Origin of the sequence: Bradyrhizobium algeriense (assembly GCF_036924595.1) — a bacterium.
In the GTDB taxonomy this organism is placed as follows: domain Bacteria; phylum Pseudomonadota; class Alphaproteobacteria; order Rhizobiales; family Xanthobacteraceae; genus Bradyrhizobium; species Bradyrhizobium algeriense.
Window position 1 is genome coordinate 7,317,897 of sequence record NZ_JAZHRV010000001.1, and the last position, 19,507, is coordinate 7,337,403.

Below are 19,507 nucleotides of genomic sequence, written 5' to 3' on the forward strand. Positions count from 1 at the left end.
ATGAACGCCGACATCCGAAAAATCCTCGTGCTCGGCGCCTCCGGCCTGATCGGCCGGTTCGTCACCGACGATCTGCGCGGGCGGGGATTTCCCGTGGTGGGTGTCGCCCGCAAACTGTCCGCCTCGCAGAAAGGCGGCGCGCTCGATCTTGAACTGCCTGTCATGTCGATGGAAGCGGCCACGCTGGCGCAGCTGCTGCGCGATCACCGCATCGATGTCGTCGTCAATTGCCTCGGCGTGCTGCAGGACGGTCCTGGCAGCGACACCGCCGCCGTGCATTGCGATTTTGTCGCGCGGCTGTTGCAGGCTGTCCGCGACAGCGACCGGGCGATCCGGCTGGTGCATATCTCGATTCCCGGCACGACCGAGACCGACCGAACTGCTTTCAGCACCACCAAGCGCGAGGCCGAGCGGCTGATTGCGGAATCCGGCGTCGCGTTCACGATCCTGCGACCGGGCTTCGTGGTGGCGCTTGCGGCCTATGGCGGCAGCGCCATGGTGCGCTCGCTCGCGGCGTATCCGTTCGATCTTCCGGCCGCCGAGCGGGCCGCGCCATTCCAGCCAATCGCCATGGAGGACATTGCCGCGACCATCGCCTGGCTTGCGGCGCGCGATCCCGGCGAGGCGAACGCCGTGACATGGGACCTGATGCAGGAGCAGCCGGTCACGCTCGGTGACGTGATCGATCAGTTCCGCGAGGTGTTCGGCACCGGCAGATGGTGGCGCATTGTGATGCCGGCGTTCCTGCTCGATCTCGGCGCCAGGCTCGGCGATCTCTCGAACCAGCTCGGCTGGATGCCGCCGATGCGAACCACCGCGATCGCGGAGCTGCGCCGCGGCGTCAGCGGCGATCCCGCCGACTGGATGGCCGCCACCGGCATCGTGCCGAAGCGTATCGAACAGACGGCCGGAAAACGCCCGGCGACCATCCAGGACAAATGGTTTGCCCGGCTGTTTCCGATCAAGGCGTTGATGATCGCAAGCCTCGTGGTGTTCTGGGTGGCATCAGGCTTCATTGCGCTGGTGGTTTCCTATGACGCTGCGGCGGGAATCCTGAGCAGCCACGGCTTTCCGCCGGCGCTGGTTGCCCCCATCACCATCGGCACCAGCCTGATGGATATGAGCATCGGCGTGCTGATCGCGTTCCGCCGCACCGCGGCATTTGGTCTGATCGCGGGTATCGTCGCGTCGCTGGGTTATATGGTTGGCGCGGCGATCCTGACGCCAGACCTCTGGATCGAGCCGCTCGGCGCGCTGGTGAAGACCGGCCCTGCCGTCGTACTGATGATCGTGGCGTTGCTGACCCTGGACAACCGATGATCCTAACCGAATGACCCATTGGCCCGACGATGACGTGATCCTCTATGACGGCGTCTGCGTCTTCTGCTCGCGCTGGGTCCGCTTCGTCGCTACCCGCGACGTCGAGCGAAGATTCCGCTTCACCGCGATCCAGTCGCCCTACGGCACGCGGCTCGCGCAGGCTTTTGAAATCGATCCCAGCGATCCCGATACCAATGCTGTCGTCCACGGCGGAGTCGCACATTTCAAATCCGACGCCGCATTAATAGTGCTGGGCTCGCTGCCCGGCTGGCGGTGGACGCGGGCATTGTTCGCCGTGCCGAAGCCACTGCGCGATGGCGTCTATACGCTGGTCGCGCGAAACCGGTACCGGATTTTCGGAAAGTATGAGGAGTGCTTCGTGCCGGATGCGAGCATGAGGGCGCGGGTGATGGAGTAGGATTACGGCTTCACTTGAAAGATGCTTCAAATGACAGAGGCTCAAGATGAATGAATTTGTCCAGCGGAGGCGCAAGCTCGAACATTCGGGGAATCTTTGAAAAATCGTACAGTCGGCAAATCCGAAATTCCGTCGGCCTTTCCTTGGAAAACGATAGCTCGTTCCTCGTCAGATAGAATGGAGCAGTCTGCGAGCCGACGGTTGTCTTTACCTCAAGAAACCGTTCACGGCCTTTTTGATCGAAAGACAAAATATCGTAGCCGGCACCGTCACCTTCCTCTTTAGATATCCAGCGGACCTTCCTTGCAAGGTCAGGTCTGTCCGCTTGCCGCAGGCGCTGCTGCTCAAAATTGAAGATCATTTCTTCGCCGTCATACCCGAGCCTGCGATTGATGAAATCGCGCTCGGCAGGATTGAACTTCCGCACGAGTCGTTGAACGATCTCCGGCCGTTCCTTCTTTTGCTCAAGCAAAGGAGGAGGTTCTATGAAAAGCGGAGGTCGTTCAGTGAAAGCCCCAGCCAAGGCTTCCGGATGCTGAGCAGTCGGGTGTTTCAGGATATATCGCTCTATCGCGTTCACGATCGACTTCTGAAAATGTACCCTCGGCTTGTATCCGTTGATCCAGGGCAAATCGAGCTGCTGTAACACCGCTGAAATGTTGTGATGCTTGAATTCGATCGAGCTGTTGCTGCGATCGATCTGGGCCATGAGAGCCTTCCGATGCTGGGTCTTATCGTAGGATACCCGCCGTATTTCGGCGCTCAGCATCGAGTAATAGTCAGCAACGATCAGATCGAGTTCTTCGACCGTCCAATCCTTGTTGCGTTCGCCGTCAGCCATTTCGTCAGTACTGATGCGGGGCCACCACTTGATCTGGATATAGCCAAACTGGCTTTCTTGGCTCCAGATCGTGCCTTTCGCCAAACCATCGTACAAACTCAAATGGTGGCTCTTTTTCCTCCCAATGGGATTTCAAGAACTCGTCGTCAAACCCGGCATCTTCGATGGTTATCGCATAGACCTCTTCAAGCCGCAGATCGACGACGCGTCGCCAGTCTGTGAAGCCGATCTCTGACCACGACCAGCCATCTTTGTGAGGGTTCATTGGGAGCCTGCACCTATCTCAACAGGATCTGCTGAGACGGGCAGGATAGTTTGTCCGCCAGAGTTGAGCAACGTTCAATTGGAACGTTGTTCACCGGTGAGGCGTAACTTGAGCAGGATGAAATTGGCCTTGGCAGTGGCGAAGACCATCTACGCGCTCCGAACGCCAGCCGGTCTGAGAACCACGAGCCTGCCCTATTTTCTACTTTGCATGGGGTTGTTTTCGAGATTTTGTGTCTGGCTGCCCCTTGGCAACCCGACCAGTCCGATTTATTGGCCCGCGAGCGCCGCCATCACTTCCCTGGCCGCTCTCTCTCCACTGTCCCGTGCCCCATGCGCGGTCGAGAAAAACTCCGGCGAGGTGGCTTCTCCCGCAAAGAACAGCCGGCCGTCGACCGGCGCGGCCAGCACTGCCCGATCCCCCGCATGCCCCGGCAGCGCGTGCGAATACGAACCGCGCGCAAACGGGTCGTGGGCCCAGCGTGATTCCGCAAGCGGCTTCAGCTTGCGGCGAAAATCGTTGCCGAGGATTGAGACGATCTCGTTGATGCTCTCGGCGGCGAGCGCGCCTTCGCCGGCGTCTTCCAGCGATTGCGCAAAACGGCCGCCGAAAAAGCCTTCAATGCACGGTTGGCCGAACGGGCGGATGTGATAGGTGCCCATTGCGGTGCGCATGGTGGCGGCGCGCAGATTGCCTTCTTTCGGCAGCGCTTCCGGCTCGTCGAGCGCCAGCGTCACCTTGTCGGCGAGGCCGAGCGGCAGGCCGCGCGCGGCGTCGACTTTTGCCGGCAAGGGCGGGTGAAAGCGGATCGCCTCGTCGGCGATCAAATTGGTCGGCACGGTGACGATGACCTTGTCGGCCGTCAGCGTGCCCTGCGAGGTCTCGATGCGGACGCGCTTTGTCGAATGATCGATCAGCGTTACCTTGCAATTGAGCGCGGTCGGACATGACGCGCCATAGGCGGCAATCAGCGCACCGTAGCCCCGGCGGATGCGCCAGTTGCGGTCGGTGTCCTCATAGGCGTTCATGTCGAGCAGGGAGACCCGATCGAGCTCGCAGCCGTTGACGTAGGTCGAGATCGCATCGATCATCGGATTCCAGCGATTGCCGGGTTCGAGATAGAGGCTGGCGGCGCAGTCGCGGCCGGTCTTCGCAGCGGCCACCGCACCCTGCTCAGCGCGGTCATAGAAGGCATTCAGCGCGCGCATGAAGTCGTCGCGGTCGTCTTGCGGAAACGCCTTGCCATAGGCGCGTTCGTCCCAGGGCGGCAACGACCGGTTGATCTCGAAGCCGAGCTGCTCGGCGATCGCGACGAAGGAATTCTCGTCTGCCGAATGCAGCCAGCCGCAGCCAACGTCGAAGGTGACGTCAGGCGAGGCCATGATGGTGTGCGCTCGGCCGCCGACGCGGTCGCGCGCTTCCAGCACGAGGACGGAGAGGCCGGAATTCTTCAGCGCATTCGCAGCGCCGAGGCCCGCGGCGCCGGCGCCGATGATGGCGACATCGACTGAGGAGGGGAGGGACGACATGCCCTTGCCTCTAGCATGTTCGCGGTCGCGTCTAAAGCCACCCCGCGCATGGCCGTCATCACTCGCCTGTGCGCAATTGCGCACTGGCGCGGGTGATCCAGTATTCCAGAGACATTTTTAATTGAATCGAGGGGCCGCGGCGTACATGATGCCCCGCCTTCGCGGGGCATCATGACGAGAGAGTTCGGCTTACGCCACCGCTTCCTTGGCCTTTTCCGCGCGCTTGCGGTCGTTGGCGTCCAAAAACTTCTTGCGCAGGCGGATCGACTTCGGGGTCACTTCGACCAGTTCGTCGTCCTCGATATAGGCCAGCGCCTTCTCCAGGGTCATCCGGATCGGCGGCGTCAGGCGCACCGCTTCGTCCTTCGACGTGGTGCGGATGTTGGTGAGCTGCTTGCCCTTGAGCACGTTGATCTCGAGGTCGTTGTCGCGGGTGTGCTCGCCGACGATCATGCCCTTGTAGACCTTCCAGCCCGGCTCGATCATCATCGGGCCGCGGTCTTCCAGCTTGAACATCGCGTAAGCCACTGCTTCGCCCTGATCGTTGGAGATCAGCACGCCGTTGCGGCGGCCCTGGATGTCGCCCTTGTAGTTCGCGTAGCCGTGGAACAGGCGGTTCATGATCGCGGTGCCGCGAGTGTCGGTCAGCAATTCGCCCTGATAGCCGATCAGGCCGCGGGTCGGCGCGTAGAACACCAGCCGCAGGCGGTTGCCGCCGGAGGGGCGCATCTCGATCATCTCGGCCTTGCGCTCGCTCATCTTCTGCACGACGACGCCGGAGTGTTCCTCGTCGACGTCGATCACGACTTCCTCGATCGGCTCCTGCCACTGGCCGGTCGCCTCGTCCTTCTGCAGCACGACGCGCGGACGCGACACCGAAAGCTCAAAACCTTCGCGGCGCATGGTCTCGATCAGGATCGCGAGCTGCAATTCGCCGCGGCCCGATACTTCCATGGCGTCCTTGTCCGTCGCCTCGACCACGCGCAGCGCGACATTGCCTTCGGCCTCGCGCAGCAGGCGGTCGCGGATCATGCGAGAGGTCACCTTGTCGCCTTCGGTACCGGCGAGCGGCGAGTTGTTGACGATGAACGACATTGACACCGTCGGCGGATCGATCGGCTGCGCCACCAGCGGCGTTTCAACCGACGGATCGCAGAAGGTATCGGCGACGGTGCCCTTGGTGAGGCCAGCAATCGCAACGATGTCGCCGGCGTCGGCTTCCTCGAGCGGGGTGCGCTCGATGCCGCGGAAGGCGAGGATTTTTGTGATGCGGCCCTGCTCGATGGTCTTGCCGTCGGCGCCGAGCACCTTCACGGCCTGGTTCGGCTTGATCGAGCCCGAACTGATGCGGCCGGTGATGATGCGGCCGAGATAGGGGTTGGCTTCGAGGATGGTGCCGATCATCCGGAACGGGCCTTCCTCGACGGTCGGCGGCGCGACGTGGCGCACGATCAGGTCGAACAGCGGCTGCATGCCGGCATCCTGGGAGCCGTCCGGGCTGTCGGCCATCCAGCCCTGCTTCGCCGATCCGTACAGAATCGGGAAATCGAGCTGCTCCTCGCTGGCATCGAGTGCTGCGAACAGGTCGAACACTTCGTTGATGACTTCGGTCGGGCGCGCGTCGGGGCGGTCGACCTTGTTGATGACGACGATCGGCTTCAGTCCGACCTTGAGCGCCTTGGAGACCACGAACTTGGTCTGCGGCAGCGGACCTTCGGCCGCGTCGACCAGCACCAGCGCGCCATCCACCATGTTCAGGATGCGCTCGACCTCGCCGCCGAAATCGGCGTGGCCGGGGGTGTCGACGATGTTGATGCGGGTGTCCTTCCACTGCACCGAAGCCGCCTTGGCCAGAATGGTGATGCCGCGCTCGCGCTCCAGGTCGTTGGAGTCCATCGCGCGCTCGGTCACCTTCTGGTTTTCGCGATAGGTGCCGGATTGCTGCAGCAGGCGGTCGACGAGGGTGGTCTTGCCGTGGTCGACGTGGGCGATGATGGCGACGTTACGAAGGTTCATGGCTCTTCTTCTGGTCGTGCATGGTGGATGCGCGATCTCACCGGAAAACCGGGACCCACTTTTCCGGATCGCGCTTCTAAAACCTGGAATACCGGCGCGTGATGACGCTTCTTCGAATTGTCATCCCGCTCCATCTATTTTGTTTGAGCATGATCTCCGGGCAAACGCGTACCGCGTTTGTCCCGAGGGAAAACCGGTACCCACTTTTCCGGATCATGCGCCGGGGGCGCTTTCCCCCCAAAAAGGAAGCCCGGCCAAAAGGACCGGGCAATACCTTACGCGTTGCGGCGCAATATATTCAGAAAACGCCAAAAAACAATGGTTTGTTTGGCATTTGGTTAGCTGATTTTGGGTGCGGAAGCCCTTCAATTGCCCCTTTCGGGGTCGGGATAGATCCCCGCAAAACCTCCTCAAAATGGCCCTTCACGGCCTCGTTGCCGCCGCAGGACCGGTTCCGCAGCACATCCGGGCTGCGCGGACCAGGATCGAGCCGCGCCGGCTGACGATGCCGACGACCGCGCCCTCGCGGCCGATCAGGATGGTCTCGACATCGCGGCCGTCCTCGTTGGCGACCCTGTAGGACACGAGGCTGGGGCCGCAGGGGAAATGCACCGTCTCGACATTGTCGCCAGGACTGTAGAGCAAATCGTTCGGATCGGCGTCGGCTGCGACGAGGTGCGGTTCGATTAACGCGAAATCAGCGTCATTCAAACGGTGCAGTAGATTGTTGAATGGCCGCTCGCCGGCGATCCCGGCTCGTCGCGTGAGCATGAAAATTCCTCGTTTCCCTCCCAAAGACAAATAATCGGTTTGGTGCGGCCAATATGTGCACTAGTGGACAGACGGTAGAACGGACATATGGTGGTTTCACTTCCGGAACCGAGGGATGCACTTTTATGGGCGTTGGCTGACTTTGCGTCTTCCGGCTTCGGCCCGGGCTTCTTAATCAAATGCTGAACCTTGAACTGGCGAGAGACATGGAACCCGCCTCCTACAACGGCATACCCAACGACGTGTTGATCGTTGAAGACGATCCAATCATCGCGCTTGATTTCGAAGACACGATTTTGGGGTTTGGCGTGAAGACGGTGCGGAGCGCCGCGAACGTGGCCAAAGCGCTCGATATGATTGCCGACCGGCCGCCGGAATTCGCGCTGCTCGATGTCAGCCTCATCCGCGAGAAGAGTTTTGCCGTGGCCGAACGGCTCGAGGCGCTGAACATTCCGTATGCCTTCGTCAGCGGCTATGGCGCCGACGCCCGGCTCCCGGCCGCATTCGCGACGAAGCCGCGGCTGCCCAAGCCCTATTCGACCGACGCGCTGCAGGCGCTATTGAAGAACGGCGGCATCAGGCCTTGAGCGGTTGCGGCCGTCGCGACCGCTACACGGGTTTGGGATCGAGCGTCGTCGACCACAGCGCCACGTCGGCGCGGTCGCGCAAGGTCACCGTCATCTGGCCGGTCTTGCCGTCGATCCTGACGTGGCCGAAGAACTGCATTCCGGCCGATGGCGGCAGGTTTTGATTGCCGGGCCCCGGCGCCTTGATGAACTTCACTTCCGGCCCGAAGGTGTTGTCGAGGTCGTTCGGTCCGAACGTGCCGGCGTGCAGCGGCCCGGCGACGAACTCCCAGAACGGGTCGAACTCCCCAAACTGCGCCTTGTCGGGGTTGTAGTAATGCGCGGCCGCGTAGTGCACGTCCGCCGTCAGCCACACGGTGTTGACGACGCCTGACGTCTTGATGAAGCGCAGGAGGTCGGCGATCTCCAGTTCGCGGCCGCGCGGCGGCCCGTCGCCCTGCGCAACGGCCTCCGAGCCTTTCTTGTTGCGAGCATCGTCATAGACGATGATGCTGAGCGGCATGTCGGAGGCGATTACTTTCCAGGTAGCGCGCGAGTTGAGCAGTGCGCGTTTCAACCAGGCGACTTGCTCGGGCCCGAGAAAATAGCTTTCCGGCCCGTAGGCCGTCTCCTGGTTCGGGCCGTTGGCGCCGCGATAGCTGCGTTCATCCAGCATGAACACGTCGAGATGGGCCCCATAGTTGAGCGTGCGATAGACCCGCCCCGGCTCCGTGATGCTCTCGCGCATCGGATACATTTCGTGGAAGGCGCGTGCCGAACGGGCCGCGAGCGCGGTGATGTTGCGTTCCTTGTAGGCCGCGGGCAATTCCTTCGACAGCGACCAGTTGTTGACGACCTCGTGGTCGTCCCATTGCACGAAGACCGGCACCTCGGCGTTGAACGCGCGCAGATGCTCGTCCATGAAATTGTACTTGTGCGCGGCGCGGAATTCGTCGAGCGTTTCGGCGACCTTTGACTTTTCCGGGGTGGTCACATTCTTCCAGACCTTGCCGTCGGGCAGCGTCACCTCGCTCTTGATCGGTCCGTCGGCATAGACGGTGTCGCCGGAGTGCAGCAGGAAATCCGGGCGATGCTTGCGCATGGTGGCGAAGGTGAACATGCCGCCATCGTCAGGGTTGATGCCCCAGCCCTGTCCAGCGACGTCGCCGCCCCAGACGAAATTGACGTCGCGGCGATCGCCAGGGGCGGTGCGGAACCGCCCGACCACCGGCTCGCTCTCGATGCCGATGTGCGCGAGGTTGCGAAACCGGACACGGTAGAAAATCTCCTGCCCGGCAGGCAGGTTCTCCAGCAGCATTTTCGCGGTGAAGTCGCTTTCGGGCAGGGCCGCGATCGGCGGCAGCGTCCGCGCGTTGGCAAAGGACTCCGTCGTGGCGACTTCGACCAGCATTTGCGACGGACGGTCGGCGCGCGCCCACACCACGCCGCCGTCAGTGCCGACGTCGCCGGATTGCACGCCGCATGTCACGACCGGCCGGTCGGCGGCGCGGCTGAGATAAGGCATTGCGAGCGCGCTGATGGCGCCTGCGCCAGCGGTGGAGAGAAAACGACGCCGGGAAAATCCGCGAGAAACCCTGAACGTCATGCAAGCCTCCTTGGGTCCGGCGCCAGAATGCGATAATAGCGGCGACAGACCTAGAAAGAATTGATGACGGTTCGATTACCGGAATTGCAGATCAGGCGTTGCTGGCCGCGCGGAATTGCGCGCTCGCCCGCTGCAGGTTTTGCGGCATGCTCATCAACAGCGCCTTGCGGTCGGCCACCGCGTTGTGGAACTGCTCGATCGCGATGTTGAAGGCCGTCAACGTGCCTTCCTCGATCGTCCCGTGCTCGTAGCATAGCAGCGTGTGGCGCAGAATGGCGTCCGCTTCCGACTGCATCTGGTCGAGCTCTTCCATCGAATCGCATTGACGCGCGGTGGCGAGCATGTCGAGGAGCCGGTCGCGCTGCGAGGTGTTGACGTTGCGCTCATCCTTCTTGAGATAGCCGGCAAACCAGGCGCCGGCGGAGCCCATCGCCGACAGCGCCATTAGTGCCCACCAGATGTAATCGCTGTAGCGGTCGAGGAAGGTTTTTTCCTCGCCGTCGACAAAGGCGGCGGCGCCGGGATGAACAGGGATCGTGGCGTCCTTGTCGGTATCGGGCGTCTCGATCTTGGCGGCCAGCGGAAATTCGTTCTTCAGCGTCTGGCGGATTGCAAACAACTGCCGCGTAAAGACGGCGACGGTCGACTCCGCAACGCCCCTGCGCGCCACGATGTGGTGCGAGAAGCTGATCGTCTTGATCTCTTCCTCGGGCCGGCTCGGCGCGCTGCCAAATGTTCCGGCCGGGATCTCGGAGGCCTCATAGGCGGGATGGTTCTGCGCAATCGCCTCGGCCGAATCGATCGCGAGGAATTTCGGCGTGCCGCCGTCGCGCGCGGAGGCCGCGATTGCATCCGCCGTGATCTTGCTGTTGACCGGGCCGGCGGCAAGATAGGCGTCGGCCTTCTGGTTACGAATGGCCTCGGCAGCCTCGTTGGCGGGGAACTGGACGATCTCGACCTTCTCCGGATCGACGCCGTATTGCCGCAGGATCACCTTGAGCAGATTGACGTTGGCCTGGGTGCGGCCGACGACGCCGATGCGGCGCCCGGCGAGCTGGCCGATTTTCGTGACGGCGGGCGCGGCCTTCCTGCCCTTGGTCTTGGCCGCAGTCGGCACCCACAGCACCACGACGTTCTTGCGCAGCGTTGCCACGGCCTGCGCATTCTTCGGCACATCGAGGTCGCCTCTGATGATGGCGAGATCGGCCTTGCCTTCTCCGAGCAGATTGGCGCTCGCCACCGCGCCATCGGTCTGCACCGGGCGCAGCCGGACCACGCTGTTTCGCTGGTTGTTGAAGGCTTGGGTCAGGTTCTGAACGACCTTGAGGTCGTCGCTGTTGGCCGGGCCGACGGCGATCCGCAGGGTCACGGGCCGCATGGCAAAGTAATAGCCGGCCACCAGCGCACCGACGATGGCCAGCACGCCAGCCAGCGTGACGAAGGTCAGCCGTCGTTTCGCTGAGCGGGGCGAAGGTGGGGCCGGCTGTTCCGAAAGAAGGGGGCCGTCGGTCATCAATCCCTGGATGATCGTTGGAGGTGCAACTTCATGCCGCCGGGCACACTTACACGAGCACCCTAGCAAATTTCCCGCTTAACCATTGTTACATCTGCGTCATGGTTACCGGCGCCCCCAAAACCGCCATTTGGCACCCGCTGCGGACCCATTTAGGCGAGGGATCCCCGATGCGGCCTTCGGTGTTAGGGTGGAGGTGGTCTGAAACGGGAGGCGATCATGGCGGAACGGCTGTCGGCGGAGACACGGAAATCGGCGCTGGCGGAACTTCCCGGCTGGTCCGAGACGCCGGGACGCGAGGCGATCGGGCGGACCTTCACCTTCAGGGATTTCAACGAAGCCTTCGGATTCATGTCCCGCGCCGCGCTGGTGGCGGAAAAAAGCGACCATCATCCGGAATGGAAGAACGTCTACAAGACGGTAGACGTGGTGCTGGCGACCCACGACGCCGGCGGCGTCACCCGGCTCGACATCGATCTGGCCAAGGCGATGAATGCGATCGCGAGGCAATTGGGCGTCACCTGAGTTCGTGCGCCCGCGATCTTGCGGGGTGGGGCGGACATCCCCAATTCTTGAATCATACGATCGGCCGCGGCGATCTGCCGCGCCGGATCAGAGGGAGCGCCGCGATGGCATCGTCCGATCACACCGCAGGTTTCGATCCGGCCGACCGGCTGGCGCAGGATCGTGAGAGCGTGCGTCGGCGCTTCTGGATCAAGTTCAAGCAGGTGGTGGCGCAGCTTCCCTTCGCCGAAGACCTGCTCGCAGCCTATTATTGTGCGTTCGACAGGGAGACGCCGCGTCACGTGCAGGCGGCGCTGCTTGGCGCCGTCGCCTATTTCATTCTGCCGCTCGATTTCATGCCGGACATGCTGCCGTTGCTCGGGTTTACCGACGATGCCGCCGTCCTGGCCACCGCCATCCGCATGGTCGCGGGCCACATCACGCAGGAGCATCGCGATGCCGCCCGCGCGGCACTGAAGCGCGGGATCGACACCGCTGGAGTGACGGAATAGCCCGCGTCCGGAGCCTTTTCCGTTCCGATTGCATCGGAACGGGCTCTGGATTTTGGTTTGACGCGTTTTCTTGACGCGAGCCTGCCCGGATCAAGTCCGTGGCAGGCTTTTCGCTGGAAAACGCTTAGCGCTGCGCCGGAGCCTGCGCCCTTGCGCTTCGCTCGGCTTCCCAGGCCTGGAATTGCTTGAACAGAGTTTCCTTGTCCGCGTCCGTCTTGACGTTTGCCGCGGTCGCCGGGCTCTGTTTCAGGAATTCCTCGAATCTCGCGCGCGACACGGCCTCGACGTTATGGCTCTTGAGCCATTGCTCGGCGACCGGCAGACGCTGCCAGTCGGGCAACGGCGCCGACAGCGAGACCTCCTTCCACTTCGGGTGGAACGGCGGGTTCTGGAACGTCGGAAACTTCGTGAAAAACGCGTCCACGAACAGAGCCAGCTTGCGATAGCGGTCGGTGTTGGGGGCCCAGTTGTAGGCGGCGAGCACCGCAGGCACGGCGATGGTATCGACCTTCCCCCCTTCCGCGATCAGGTTGGGATAGTCCTTCGACGTAAGGGTCGCGGGCAGATAGTCGGTCTGCAGCGGCCGCGAATAGTCGACCGGAACGAGGTGGAAACGATCGTCCTTGAAGCCTGCGACCGACTTGTAGGGTTTGCCGCCGACGGCAATCACCGCGTCGATCTCGCCGGCCCTCATCTTCTCCATCGCGATGCGCTGTTCGAGATAGAGGAAGTTAGGCTTGATGCCGAGCCGCTCGAACACGATCGCCGCGGTGACGAAGGTGCCGCCGTTGGGAAGATCGACACTGACCTTCTTGCCGTTGAGCTGGCTGATGTTGGTGACCGATTTCGAGGCGAGGACATACATCTCTTCATTGTAAAGCTTGGTCACATAGGTGAACTGCTTCTTGATGTCCTTTGCGAAGCCTTTTTTCTCCAGATAGTCGAGCGTGTCGGCTCGCACGATGCCGAGGTCGACGCCCTGCAGGAACAGGATGTCGGCGACGCTCTGCACAGAGCCGCGCCCGACGATCGGAAGTACGCGTAACTTGTTTCCGTCGTCGAGCACGGAAGCGAGGTCGGCACCGAATTGCACATAGGTGCCGCCGATCGTCCCCGAGATCAGTGTGACCGTATTGGCGTTCAGCGCCTGCTTGGTGGCGACCGAACCGAACTGAAAAATGGCCTTCAGGCTTTCGCTGACCTTGGCCGGATCGTACTCCGTCTCTGCCGCCCGGGCCGCCGTGTTGCTGCATGCCATCGTCATGGCGAGCAATGCCATTCCGAACAAATGTCGCATAGATACCTCTCGCGCTGGTCTTGAGTATTTCTCTAATTCAGTAATTAATTGCCTAGTTCTCCAGCTGACCGAGCCGCCGCTTCGCGTCTGCTGAACCGAGTTGGGCAGCCTTCTGATACCAAACCCGCGCCGCTGCCGGATCGGGCGTGATGCTTCGCAAGTCCTGGCTGCCCAGCACCAGCGGATCATACGTTCCCGCCAGCATCAGCGCGGCTTCCGCCTCCTGGGCGTCCGCGGCCCGTTCGAGCAGCAGTCGGGCGGAAGTGATGTCGCCGATCGCAAGCAGGCTCTTCGCCCGCTTCAGCAGCGCCGCAAGCTCATCCGGATCGATACGTCGAACCGGAGCCGCTTCACGCGTCACCGGAACGGGCTCACGAACGACCGGAGCGACCGCGACCACCGGGGTCGTCGGTGCTACCGCAGCGACCTCACGGGCGGCTTCGCGCGCCACCGGCTCCGGTACCGCGACCTTGCCCTTGAGCGCACTCTGATAGGCGGCGGCGATTTCGTCGCGCGTCGGCGATGCCGATGCCAGCGCATTGGGCGGCGTGCGGCGCGCAGCCGCAACTTCCGCTCCGGACGGTTCGGCGGCGAGCGGCGGCGCGGCAATGCGCTGCGGCTGCGCAGGCTCCGGCACCGCCGCGGCGAGCTGAGCGGGCGGCGGCGCGCTGCCGCCACCACCGCCGAGCGAGGCGTTGAAGATGACAGCACGGGTCGAGTCGATGGAAAACAGTGCGAGAACGGCCGCTATTGCCGACACCACCACGACGCCGGTTACGATGCGCCCCGCGCGCGCCTTTTTCAGCCCACCGCTGCCGAACCGCCGGTCGCCGCCGGCGAAAGCATATTCGGAAAGCTGCTGGTGAGACTCTTCTTCGTAGTTGGAGAGGAAAAGCGGTACCGGCTCGTGCGGCGGAAGCTCCTCCGGCAGCACATCCGTCCGCTCAAACGACAGCGCAAAGGGCTGCTCGTATTGAGGCTGCTTATACTGAGGCTGCTCATACTGAGGTTCCGGCTCATATTGAGGTTCCGGCTCATACCGTAGCTGCTCTCGTAGCTGCGCGTATCGAGATTGATCCGCTTCGTACAACCGTGGATCGCTGATAGCTTCGTCGAACCGGTCAAACGGATCTCTTGGCTGTGTTGGCAGCCTGGTATTCTCCGCCATGGATGATGCTCCCCACTACTGAACGCAACTACGGGCGTCCCCTGCACCTTGCTTCTTGCTCTTGTCGACGTACAGGAGCCCCTTAACTGATGGTTAAAATCGCACACGGAATGGGCTCAAAAAACGGCGGCGGCCGGTGCGAATGAGGAGATATTTTGGTATCATTGAGGCAGAGAAGCGGCATAAGGGGGTTTTGGAACACGCATTGTTACCGGGAAATGATCTCGGTGAAATGACATTGGAGACATGCGTCACACAGCGGCACAGGTCTCCGGGCCACGCATCGCACGGGCCGCTTGCGCTTCTTCAAGCGGACGACCATTCAACGGATGGCCCGGCATCGCCTCTCAGGGATGCAGGATCACCTTGCCCATCGCCTGGCGGCCGGCGAGCACCTTCAGCGCTTCGGCGGTTTGCGCCAGCGGGAACGTGCGATCGACATGCGAGGAGATCTTGCCTTCCGCGGTCCACTTCACGAGCTTTTCCAGGTTGGCGCGGTTCTTCTCCGGGTTGACCCTGGTCCATGCACCCCAGAACACGCCGCGTATATCGCAACCCTTGAGCAGCGCGAGGTTGAGCGGCATCTTCGGAATGTCGCCCGCGGCAAAGCCGATCACCAGGAAACGACCTTCCCAGGCGATCGAGCGCAATGCGGCTTCGGCGTAAGTGCCGCCGACCGGATCGAAGATGATGTCGACGCCCTTGCCGCCGGTGAGCCGGCGCAAGCCCTCCTTCAGGTCTTCCTTGCTGTAGTTCAGCGTGAGCTCGGCGCCATGCGCCTTGGCAAATTCGAGTTTCTCGTCCGACGACGCGCAGGCGATCACCTTCAGGCCCATCAGCTTGCCGAGTTCGCAGGCCGCAAGTCCGGTTCCGCCGGCAGCGCCCAGCACGGCCAGCGTCTCGCCCGCCTTCGGGCTGGCGCGGTCTTCCAGCGCGTGAAGCGCTGTGCCGTAGATGATGATGATGCCGGCGGCGCGATCGAAATCCAGATTGTCGGGAATTTTCACAATAGAGCTCGCGGGCAGCGCGATCTTTTCGCGCGCGCCGTTATGGCCGCAGGACGCCACCACGCGGTCGCCGACCTTCAGGTCGGTGACGCCGGCACCGACGCTTTCGATCACGCCGGCAACCTCGGCGGCCGGCGAAAACGGGAATGGCGGCTTGATCTGGTACTTGCCCTGGATCATCAGGATGTCGAAGAAATTCAGTGCCGCGGCCTTGATCGCAATCACGGCCTGTCCCGGTTCGGCCACCGGATCGGGGACGTCGGCCAGCACGAGGTCGTCGGGTTGGCAATATTGCGAGCAGAGAATGGCTTTCATGGGCTCACCTGGTTTTCGGGCCGAGAATATAAGAGGCTGGCAGCTTCTTGCCGGATTTGAAGCCGGGCTACAATCCGATTCGGATGCATGGCTTTATGGTGGTTCAAGGGGTTCAAACGATGTTTGAAAAGGGCTTGCTGGCGGGAAAGCGGATATTGGTCACCGGCGGCGGTTCGGGGCTCGGGGCTGCGATGGGGCACCGCTTCGTCGAGCTTGGCGCGGAGCTGATCATTTGCGGCCGCCGGCTCGAATTGCTGGAGGCGACGGCGGCAAAGATGCGCAGCGAACTCGGCCGCACAGTGGGCGTGATCGGCTGCGATATCCGCGACAGTGCTGCGGTCGATGCCATGATGGAGGAAATCTGGCGCGAGGCGCCGATCGACGTGCTGGTCAATAATGCCGCCGCAACCTTCATCGCGCAGACCGAACATCTGTCGTCGCGGGCGGCGGATGCGATCCTGGCGCCGACACTGCACGGCACGATGTATTGCACGCTCGCCGCGGGCAGGCGCTGGATCGACGGCAAGCACAAAGGCGTCGTGCTGAGCATCCTCTCGACCTCGACGATCACCGGTCGCGCCTTCACGGTGCCGTCGGCGATGGCGAAATCCGCCGTGCTCGCGATGACCCGAAGCCTTGCGGTGGAGTGGGGACCCAAGGGTGTGCGCACGGTCGCGATCGCGCCCGGCGCGTTCCCGACGCCGGGCGCTTCGGGTCAACTCCGTCCCGAGGGCCGCGATGAAAGCTGGGCGCAACGCAATCCGCTCGGGCGCGCCGGCGAGCATGGCGAACTTGCCGATCTGGCGAGCTTTCTGATTTCCGACCAGGCCGGCTATATCAATGGCGAGATGGTCGTGCAGGATGGCGGCGCGCATTTGCGCAGTTCCGGCGCCGAGGATCTGCTGCAATGGACCGATGCACAGTGGCAGAAACAGCGCGAGCGCCGGCCGAAAGGCTGAACCCGAATCCCGCGCCTTGATTCCTCAAAGGGACCTGTTACGAAGGCGCGGCTGCGACGGTGAGCAACACTGTAACTGCCTTCCCAAAAAAGCATTTCCCGGCTATCCATCCCCGGCGACGCGATGCGCCCTCGGGCCATCTTCCAGTCACAATGATGAGGGAACCAGTTGTCCGTGTTGCGAATACTGACATTTCTGGTTGCGATTGCAGTGTTGTGTGGGGCGACATCCCTCGCGCAAGCACAGGGCGCTGCTTCGAAGGGCGCCAAGGAACCTGCAAAGGAAGCGGCCAAGCCTGCGCCAGCACCGGCGGCAAAGCCGACGACGGCCAAGCCTGCGAAGCCGGAACCAGCGGCGACCGCCGCTGTCGGCAATGCGGAGCCGACCTTGATCGGTCAGTACGGTACCTGGGGCGCCTACACGGCGACACCGAACGGCAGGAAGGTTTGCTTTGCGTTGGCGAAGCCATCGTCGTCCAAAACCAATCCGCCGAATCGTCCGCGTGATCCCGCCTACGCTTTCGTCTCGACGCGTCCGGCCGAAAAAGTCGTCAACGAAGTTTCGATCATGATCGGATACGCGCTGAAGCCGGGCTCGGAATCCTCTCTCGAGGTCGGCGGCTCGGCCTATGCGATGTATACTCAGGGCGACGGGCTCTGGATCAAGAACGCCGCGGAGGAAGAGCAGATGGTCAACGCCATGCGCAAATCCGCCGAAGTCACCGTCAAGGGCGTTTCGGCCAAGGGCACCGAGACCACGGACGTCTTCTCGCTGAAGGGGCTGGCCCAGGCGCTCGACCGGCTGGCGCAGGACTGCAAGCGCTAGGCCGCTTTTAAGCCCAGAATGACGTTGTTTAGGGGGCCTAGAAGGCCTATTTGAGTGCTACCTCGTAGGGTGGCAAAGGCGCATCGCGCCGTGCCCACCGTCAACGCTTGCGGTGGGCACGGCGGAGTTCATCATCGGGCGCGCATTCGCGCGACCCGGTGGCTTTGCCCACCCTATGTATCTCAAGAACAGAAACACAAATGACCGTCGCTTCAATCGAGAGCAGTTCCTCGGCTCAGGCTCCCCTCGAGAAGGTTCCGCTCGAAACCTATGTGCCGCCGGCAAAACCTTCGCTGATCGGCCTGTCGCGCACCGAGATCGCCGATCGACTGGGCGAGATCGGCGTTGCGCCCCCGCAGCGCAAGATGCGCACCCAGCAGCTCTGGCACTGGATGTATGTCCGCGGCGCCAAGGCTTTCGACGAGATGACCAGCATTTCGAAGGAAATGCGTGCGCAGCTGGAGCAGCACTTTACCGTCGACCGCCCCGAAGTGGTGGCCGAGCAGGTTTCCAACGACGGCACCCGCAAATGGCTGTTGCGGCTGCCGAGCGGTGACGCGTTCCAGAAGGCGCATGAAGTCGAGTGCGTCTACATTCCCGAAACCGATCGCGGCACGCTCTGCGTTTCATCGCAGGTCGGCTGCACGCTGAATTGCTCGTTCTGCCACACCGGCACGCAGCGGCTGGTGCGCAATCTCACGGCCGGCGAGATCGTCGGCCAGATCATGGTGGCGCGCGACCGCCTCAACGACTGGGCCGATCGCGAGACCCCGACCGGCAGCCGCCTCGTCACCAACGTCGTCATGATGGGGATGGGCGAACCGCTCTACAATTTCGACGCGGTGCGCGATGCGCTCTTGATCGTTGCCGACAATGAAGGCATCGGCATTTCCCGTCGCCGCATCACGCTGTCGACCTCGGGCGTGGTGCCGAACATCATCCGCACCGGCGACGAGATCGGCGTCATGCTGGCGATTTCGCTCCACGCTGTGCGTGACGAGTTGCGCAATGAGCTGGTGCCGCTAAACCGCAAATATCCGATTGCCGAATTATTGCAGGCCTGCCGCGACTATCCGGGCTCGTCGAATGCGCGGCGCATCACCTTCGAATATGTGATGCTCAAGGGCGTCAACGATTCCATGGATGACGCCAAGCTGCTGGTGAAATTGCTCAAGGGCATTCCGGCGAAAATCAACCTGATTCCGTTCAACCCGTGGCCGGGCACGAAGTATGAGTGCTCGGACTGGGAACAGATCGAAAAATTCTCCGAATATATTTTTAACGCCGGCTACTCCTCGCCGGTGCGCACGCCGCGCGGCCGCGACATTCTCGCCGCCTGCGGCCAGTTGAAATCGGAGACCGAAAAACTGTCCGCGCGCGAGCGCCAGGCGCTGCGCGCCATGGCGATGACGGATTGAGGATGGTCGATCACCGCATGTCATTCGTCATTGCGAGCGAAGCGAAGCAATCCATCTCTCCGCTTGCCGAGCGATGGATTGCTTCGTCGCTGTCGCTCCTCGCAATGACGGTGAGAGCATGACGCTGATCGGCCGCCTCTTCGTCATCCTGTTCGCCTTCCTCGCCGCCTGCTTCGTGGCGGGGATGATCGTGGTCGGTGCGGTGCTGTATCCAGAGTTCAGCGATCTCGGCGGCGCGCCGATCGATCAGAGCGCCATCAATGTCGTGCTCGGCTTCGGCTTCATCTTTCTCTCCGGCTTCGCGCTGCTGCCGGCGCTGATCGTGATTCTGATCACCGAGGCCTTCTATATCCGCAGCGTGCTCGCTTATGCGGTCGGCGGCGCGATCGTGGGCGCGGCCTGCTATCTCGGCCTCATTCCGTTCGATCCGGAGACGCTGAAATTCGATGGCATCGTGCGCCGTCACCTCGAAATCATGACCGGCGCGGGCATCGTCGCCGGCCTGATCTACTGGATGATCGCGGGCCGATCTGCCGGAGCCTGGCGCGAACCGAGGCCTCCCTTGCGGCCACCGCCGCCATTGCCGTCGCAGTCCCGGCCGCAGGCGTGATCTCTGGTCTCTTCTTCCCTTCTCCCACAAGGGGAGAAGGGAAGATG

General features: G+C 62.5%; 17 protein-coding genes and 1 pseudogene. 9 read left to right on the top strand and 9 right to left on the bottom strand.

Features of this window, described 5'->3' with window-relative positions:
• Positions 1-1,320, top strand: coding sequence for an SDR family oxidoreductase (locus V1286_RS35160; RefSeq protein ID WP_334487922.1), 1,320 nt, complete (start codon positions 1-3; stop codon positions 1,318-1,320).
• A 10-nt stretch (positions 1,321-1,330) separates the two neighbouring features.
• Entirely contained in the window at positions 1,331-1,738 is a 408-nt protein-coding gene (locus V1286_RS35165; RefSeq protein ID WP_334487923.1) for a thiol-disulfide oxidoreductase DCC family protein, read from the top strand.
• Positions 1,739-1,748: 10 nt separating this feature from the next.
• Here V1286_RS35165 and V1286_RS35170 read toward each other — a convergent pair whose 3' ends face one another.
• The 4 genes and pseudogenes from V1286_RS35170 to V1286_RS35185 all read right to left on the bottom strand — a co-directional run.
• Positions 1,749-2,681, bottom strand: a complete 933-nt coding sequence (locus V1286_RS35170) for a protein NO VEIN domain-containing protein (RefSeq protein ID WP_334487926.1) — start codon at positions 2,679-2,681, stop codon at positions 1,749-1,751.
• Positions 2,682-3,113: 432 nt separating this feature from the next.
• A complete protein-coding gene (locus V1286_RS35175; RefSeq protein ID WP_334487929.1) occupies positions 3,114-4,373 on the bottom strand; it encodes a flavin monoamine oxidase family protein in 1,260 nt (419 codons plus the stop codon).
• 189 nt (positions 4,374-4,562) lie between these two features.
• Positions 4,563-6,389, bottom strand: coding sequence for a translational GTPase TypA (gene typA, locus V1286_RS35180; RefSeq protein WP_108520794.1), 1,827 nt, complete (start codon positions 6,387-6,389; stop codon positions 4,563-4,565).
• A gap of 498 nt (positions 6,390-6,887) precedes the next feature.
• A pseudogene (locus V1286_RS35185) lies at positions 6,888-7,160 on the bottom strand (Crp/Fnr family transcriptional regulator); the annotation flags it as partial.
• A gap of 206 nt (positions 7,161-7,366) precedes the next feature.
• Here V1286_RS35185 and V1286_RS35190 point away from each other — a divergent pair.
• Entirely contained in the window at positions 7,367-7,747 is a 381-nt protein-coding gene (locus V1286_RS35190) for a response regulator (protein WP_334487933.1), read from the top strand.
• Between the two features lie 22 nt (positions 7,748-7,769).
• Here the strand turns inward: V1286_RS35190 and V1286_RS35195 are convergent, their stop codons facing one another.
• Positions 7,770-9,332, bottom strand: coding sequence for an alkaline phosphatase D family protein (locus tag V1286_RS35195; RefSeq protein WP_334487936.1), 1,563 nt, complete (start codon positions 9,330-9,332; stop codon positions 7,770-7,772).
• Positions 9,333-9,423: 91 nt separating this feature from the next.
• Positions 9,424-10,845 (bottom strand): TAXI family TRAP transporter solute-binding subunit, encoded by a 1,422-nt coding sequence (locus V1286_RS35200; RefSeq protein ID WP_334487939.1) that lies wholly within the window; start codon positions 10,843-10,845, stop codon positions 9,424-9,426.
• Positions 10,846-11,064: 219 nt separating this feature from the next.
• Here V1286_RS35200 and V1286_RS35205 point away from each other — a divergent pair, with 219 nt between their 5' ends.
• Both V1286_RS35205 and V1286_RS35210 read left to right on the top strand, forming a co-directional pair.
• Positions 11,065-11,370, top strand: a complete 306-nt coding sequence (locus tag V1286_RS35205) for a 4a-hydroxytetrahydrobiopterin dehydratase (protein ID WP_334487942.1) — start codon at positions 11,065-11,067, stop codon at positions 11,368-11,370.
• A 104-nt stretch (positions 11,371-11,474) separates the two neighbouring features.
• Positions 11,475-11,861 carry a YkvA family protein gene (locus V1286_RS35210; RefSeq protein WP_108520845.1) on the top strand — a complete coding sequence of 129 codons (387 nt, stop codon included), beginning with the start codon at positions 11,475-11,477 and terminating at the stop codon, positions 11,859-11,861.
• Between the two features lie 124 nt (positions 11,862-11,985).
• Here the strand turns inward: V1286_RS35210 and V1286_RS35215 are convergent, their stop codons facing one another.
• The 3 genes from V1286_RS35215 to V1286_RS35225 form a co-directional block, all read right to left on the bottom strand.
• Positions 11,986-13,158 carry a TAXI family TRAP transporter solute-binding subunit gene (locus V1286_RS35215; protein ID WP_334487946.1) on the bottom strand — a complete coding sequence of 391 codons (1,173 nt, stop codon included), beginning with the start codon at positions 13,156-13,158 and terminating at the stop codon, positions 11,986-11,988.
• A 52-nt stretch (positions 13,159-13,210) separates the two neighbouring features.
• On the bottom strand, positions 13,211-14,092 hold the full coding sequence (locus V1286_RS35220) for a hypothetical protein (RefSeq protein WP_334487949.1): 882 nt from the start codon (positions 14,090-14,092) through the stop codon (positions 13,211-13,213).
• Between the two features lie 581 nt (positions 14,093-14,673).
• Positions 14,674-15,648, bottom strand: coding sequence for an NADPH:quinone oxidoreductase family protein (locus tag V1286_RS35225; RefSeq protein WP_334487952.1), 975 nt, complete (start codon positions 15,646-15,648; stop codon positions 14,674-14,676).
• 119 nt (positions 15,649-15,767) lie between these two features.
• On the opposite strand from V1286_RS35225, the gene V1286_RS35230 reads away from it, so the two are divergent.
• The 4 genes from V1286_RS35230 (at position 15,768) to V1286_RS35245 (ending at position 19,460) form a co-directional block, all read left to right on the top strand.
• A complete protein-coding gene (locus V1286_RS35230) occupies positions 15,768-16,607 on the top strand; it encodes an SDR family oxidoreductase (protein WP_334487955.1) in 840 nt (279 codons plus the stop codon).
• Positions 16,608-16,775: 168 nt separating this feature from the next.
• Positions 16,776-17,432 (top strand): invasion associated locus B family protein, encoded by a 657-nt coding sequence (locus tag V1286_RS35235; RefSeq protein ID WP_417021217.1) that lies wholly within the window; start codon positions 16,776-16,778, stop codon positions 17,430-17,432.
• 200 nt (positions 17,433-17,632) lie between these two features.
• Complete coding sequence (gene rlmN, locus V1286_RS35240; RefSeq protein WP_334487957.1) at positions 17,633-18,850, top strand: dual-specificity RNA methyltransferase RlmN; 1,218 nt, start codon at positions 17,633-17,635, stop codon at positions 18,848-18,850.
• A 118-nt stretch (positions 18,851-18,968) separates the two neighbouring features.
• Positions 18,969-19,460: a hypothetical protein gene (locus V1286_RS35245; protein ID WP_334487959.1), complete on the top strand. Its 492-nt coding sequence runs from the start codon at positions 18,969-18,971 to the stop codon at positions 19,458-19,460.
• The last annotated feature ends 47 nt before the right edge of the window (positions 19,461-19,507 follow it).

Bases quoted from the DNA above. Each gene is read 5' to 3' on its own strand.
- V1286_RS35190 (WP_334487933.1), top strand. From the start codon at position 7,367: ATGGAACCCGCCTCCTACAACGGCATACCCAACGACGTGTTGATCGTT.
- V1286_RS35165 (WP_334487923.1), top strand. From the start codon at position 1,331: ATGACCCATTGGCCCGACGATGACGTGATCCTCTATGACGGCGTCTGC.
- V1286_RS35215 (WP_334487946.1), bottom strand. From the start codon at position 13,158: ATGCGACATTTGTTCGGAATGGCATTGCTCGCCATGACGATGGCATGC.
- V1286_RS35205 (WP_334487942.1), top strand. From the start codon at position 11,065: ATGGCGGAACGGCTGTCGGCGGAGACACGGAAATCGGCGCTGGCGGAA.
- V1286_RS35195 (WP_334487936.1), bottom strand. From the start codon at position 9,332: ATGACGTTCAGGGTTTCTCGCGGATTTTCCCGGCGTCGTTTTCTCTCC.
- V1286_RS35200 (WP_334487939.1), bottom strand. From the start codon at position 10,845: ATGACCGACGGCCCCCTTCTTTCGGAACAGCCGGCCCCACCTTCGCCC.
- V1286_RS35245 (WP_334487959.1), top strand. From the start codon at position 18,969: ATGACGCTGATCGGCCGCCTCTTCGTCATCCTGTTCGCCTTCCTCGCC.
- V1286_RS35160 (WP_334487922.1), top strand. From the start codon at position 1: ATGAACGCCGACATCCGAAAAATCCTCGTGCTCGGCGCCTCCGGCCTG.
- V1286_RS35210 (WP_108520845.1), top strand. From the start codon at position 11,475: ATGGCATCGTCCGATCACACCGCAGGTTTCGATCCGGCCGACCGGCTG.
- V1286_RS35230 (WP_334487955.1), top strand. From the start codon at position 15,768: ATGTTTGAAAAGGGCTTGCTGGCGGGAAAGCGGATATTGGTCACCGGC.
- V1286_RS35225 (WP_334487952.1), bottom strand. From the start codon at position 15,648: ATGAAAGCCATTCTCTGCTCGCAATATTGCCAACCCGACGACCTCGTG.
- V1286_RS35175 (WP_334487929.1), bottom strand. From the start codon at position 4,373: ATGTCGTCCCTCCCCTCCTCAGTCGATGTCGCCATCATCGGCGCCGGC.
- typA (WP_108520794.1), bottom strand. From the start codon at position 6,389: ATGAACCTTCGTAACGTCGCCATCATCGCCCACGTCGACCACGGCAAG.
- rlmN (WP_334487957.1), top strand. From the start codon at position 17,633: ATGACCGTCGCTTCAATCGAGAGCAGTTCCTCGGCTCAGGCTCCCCTC.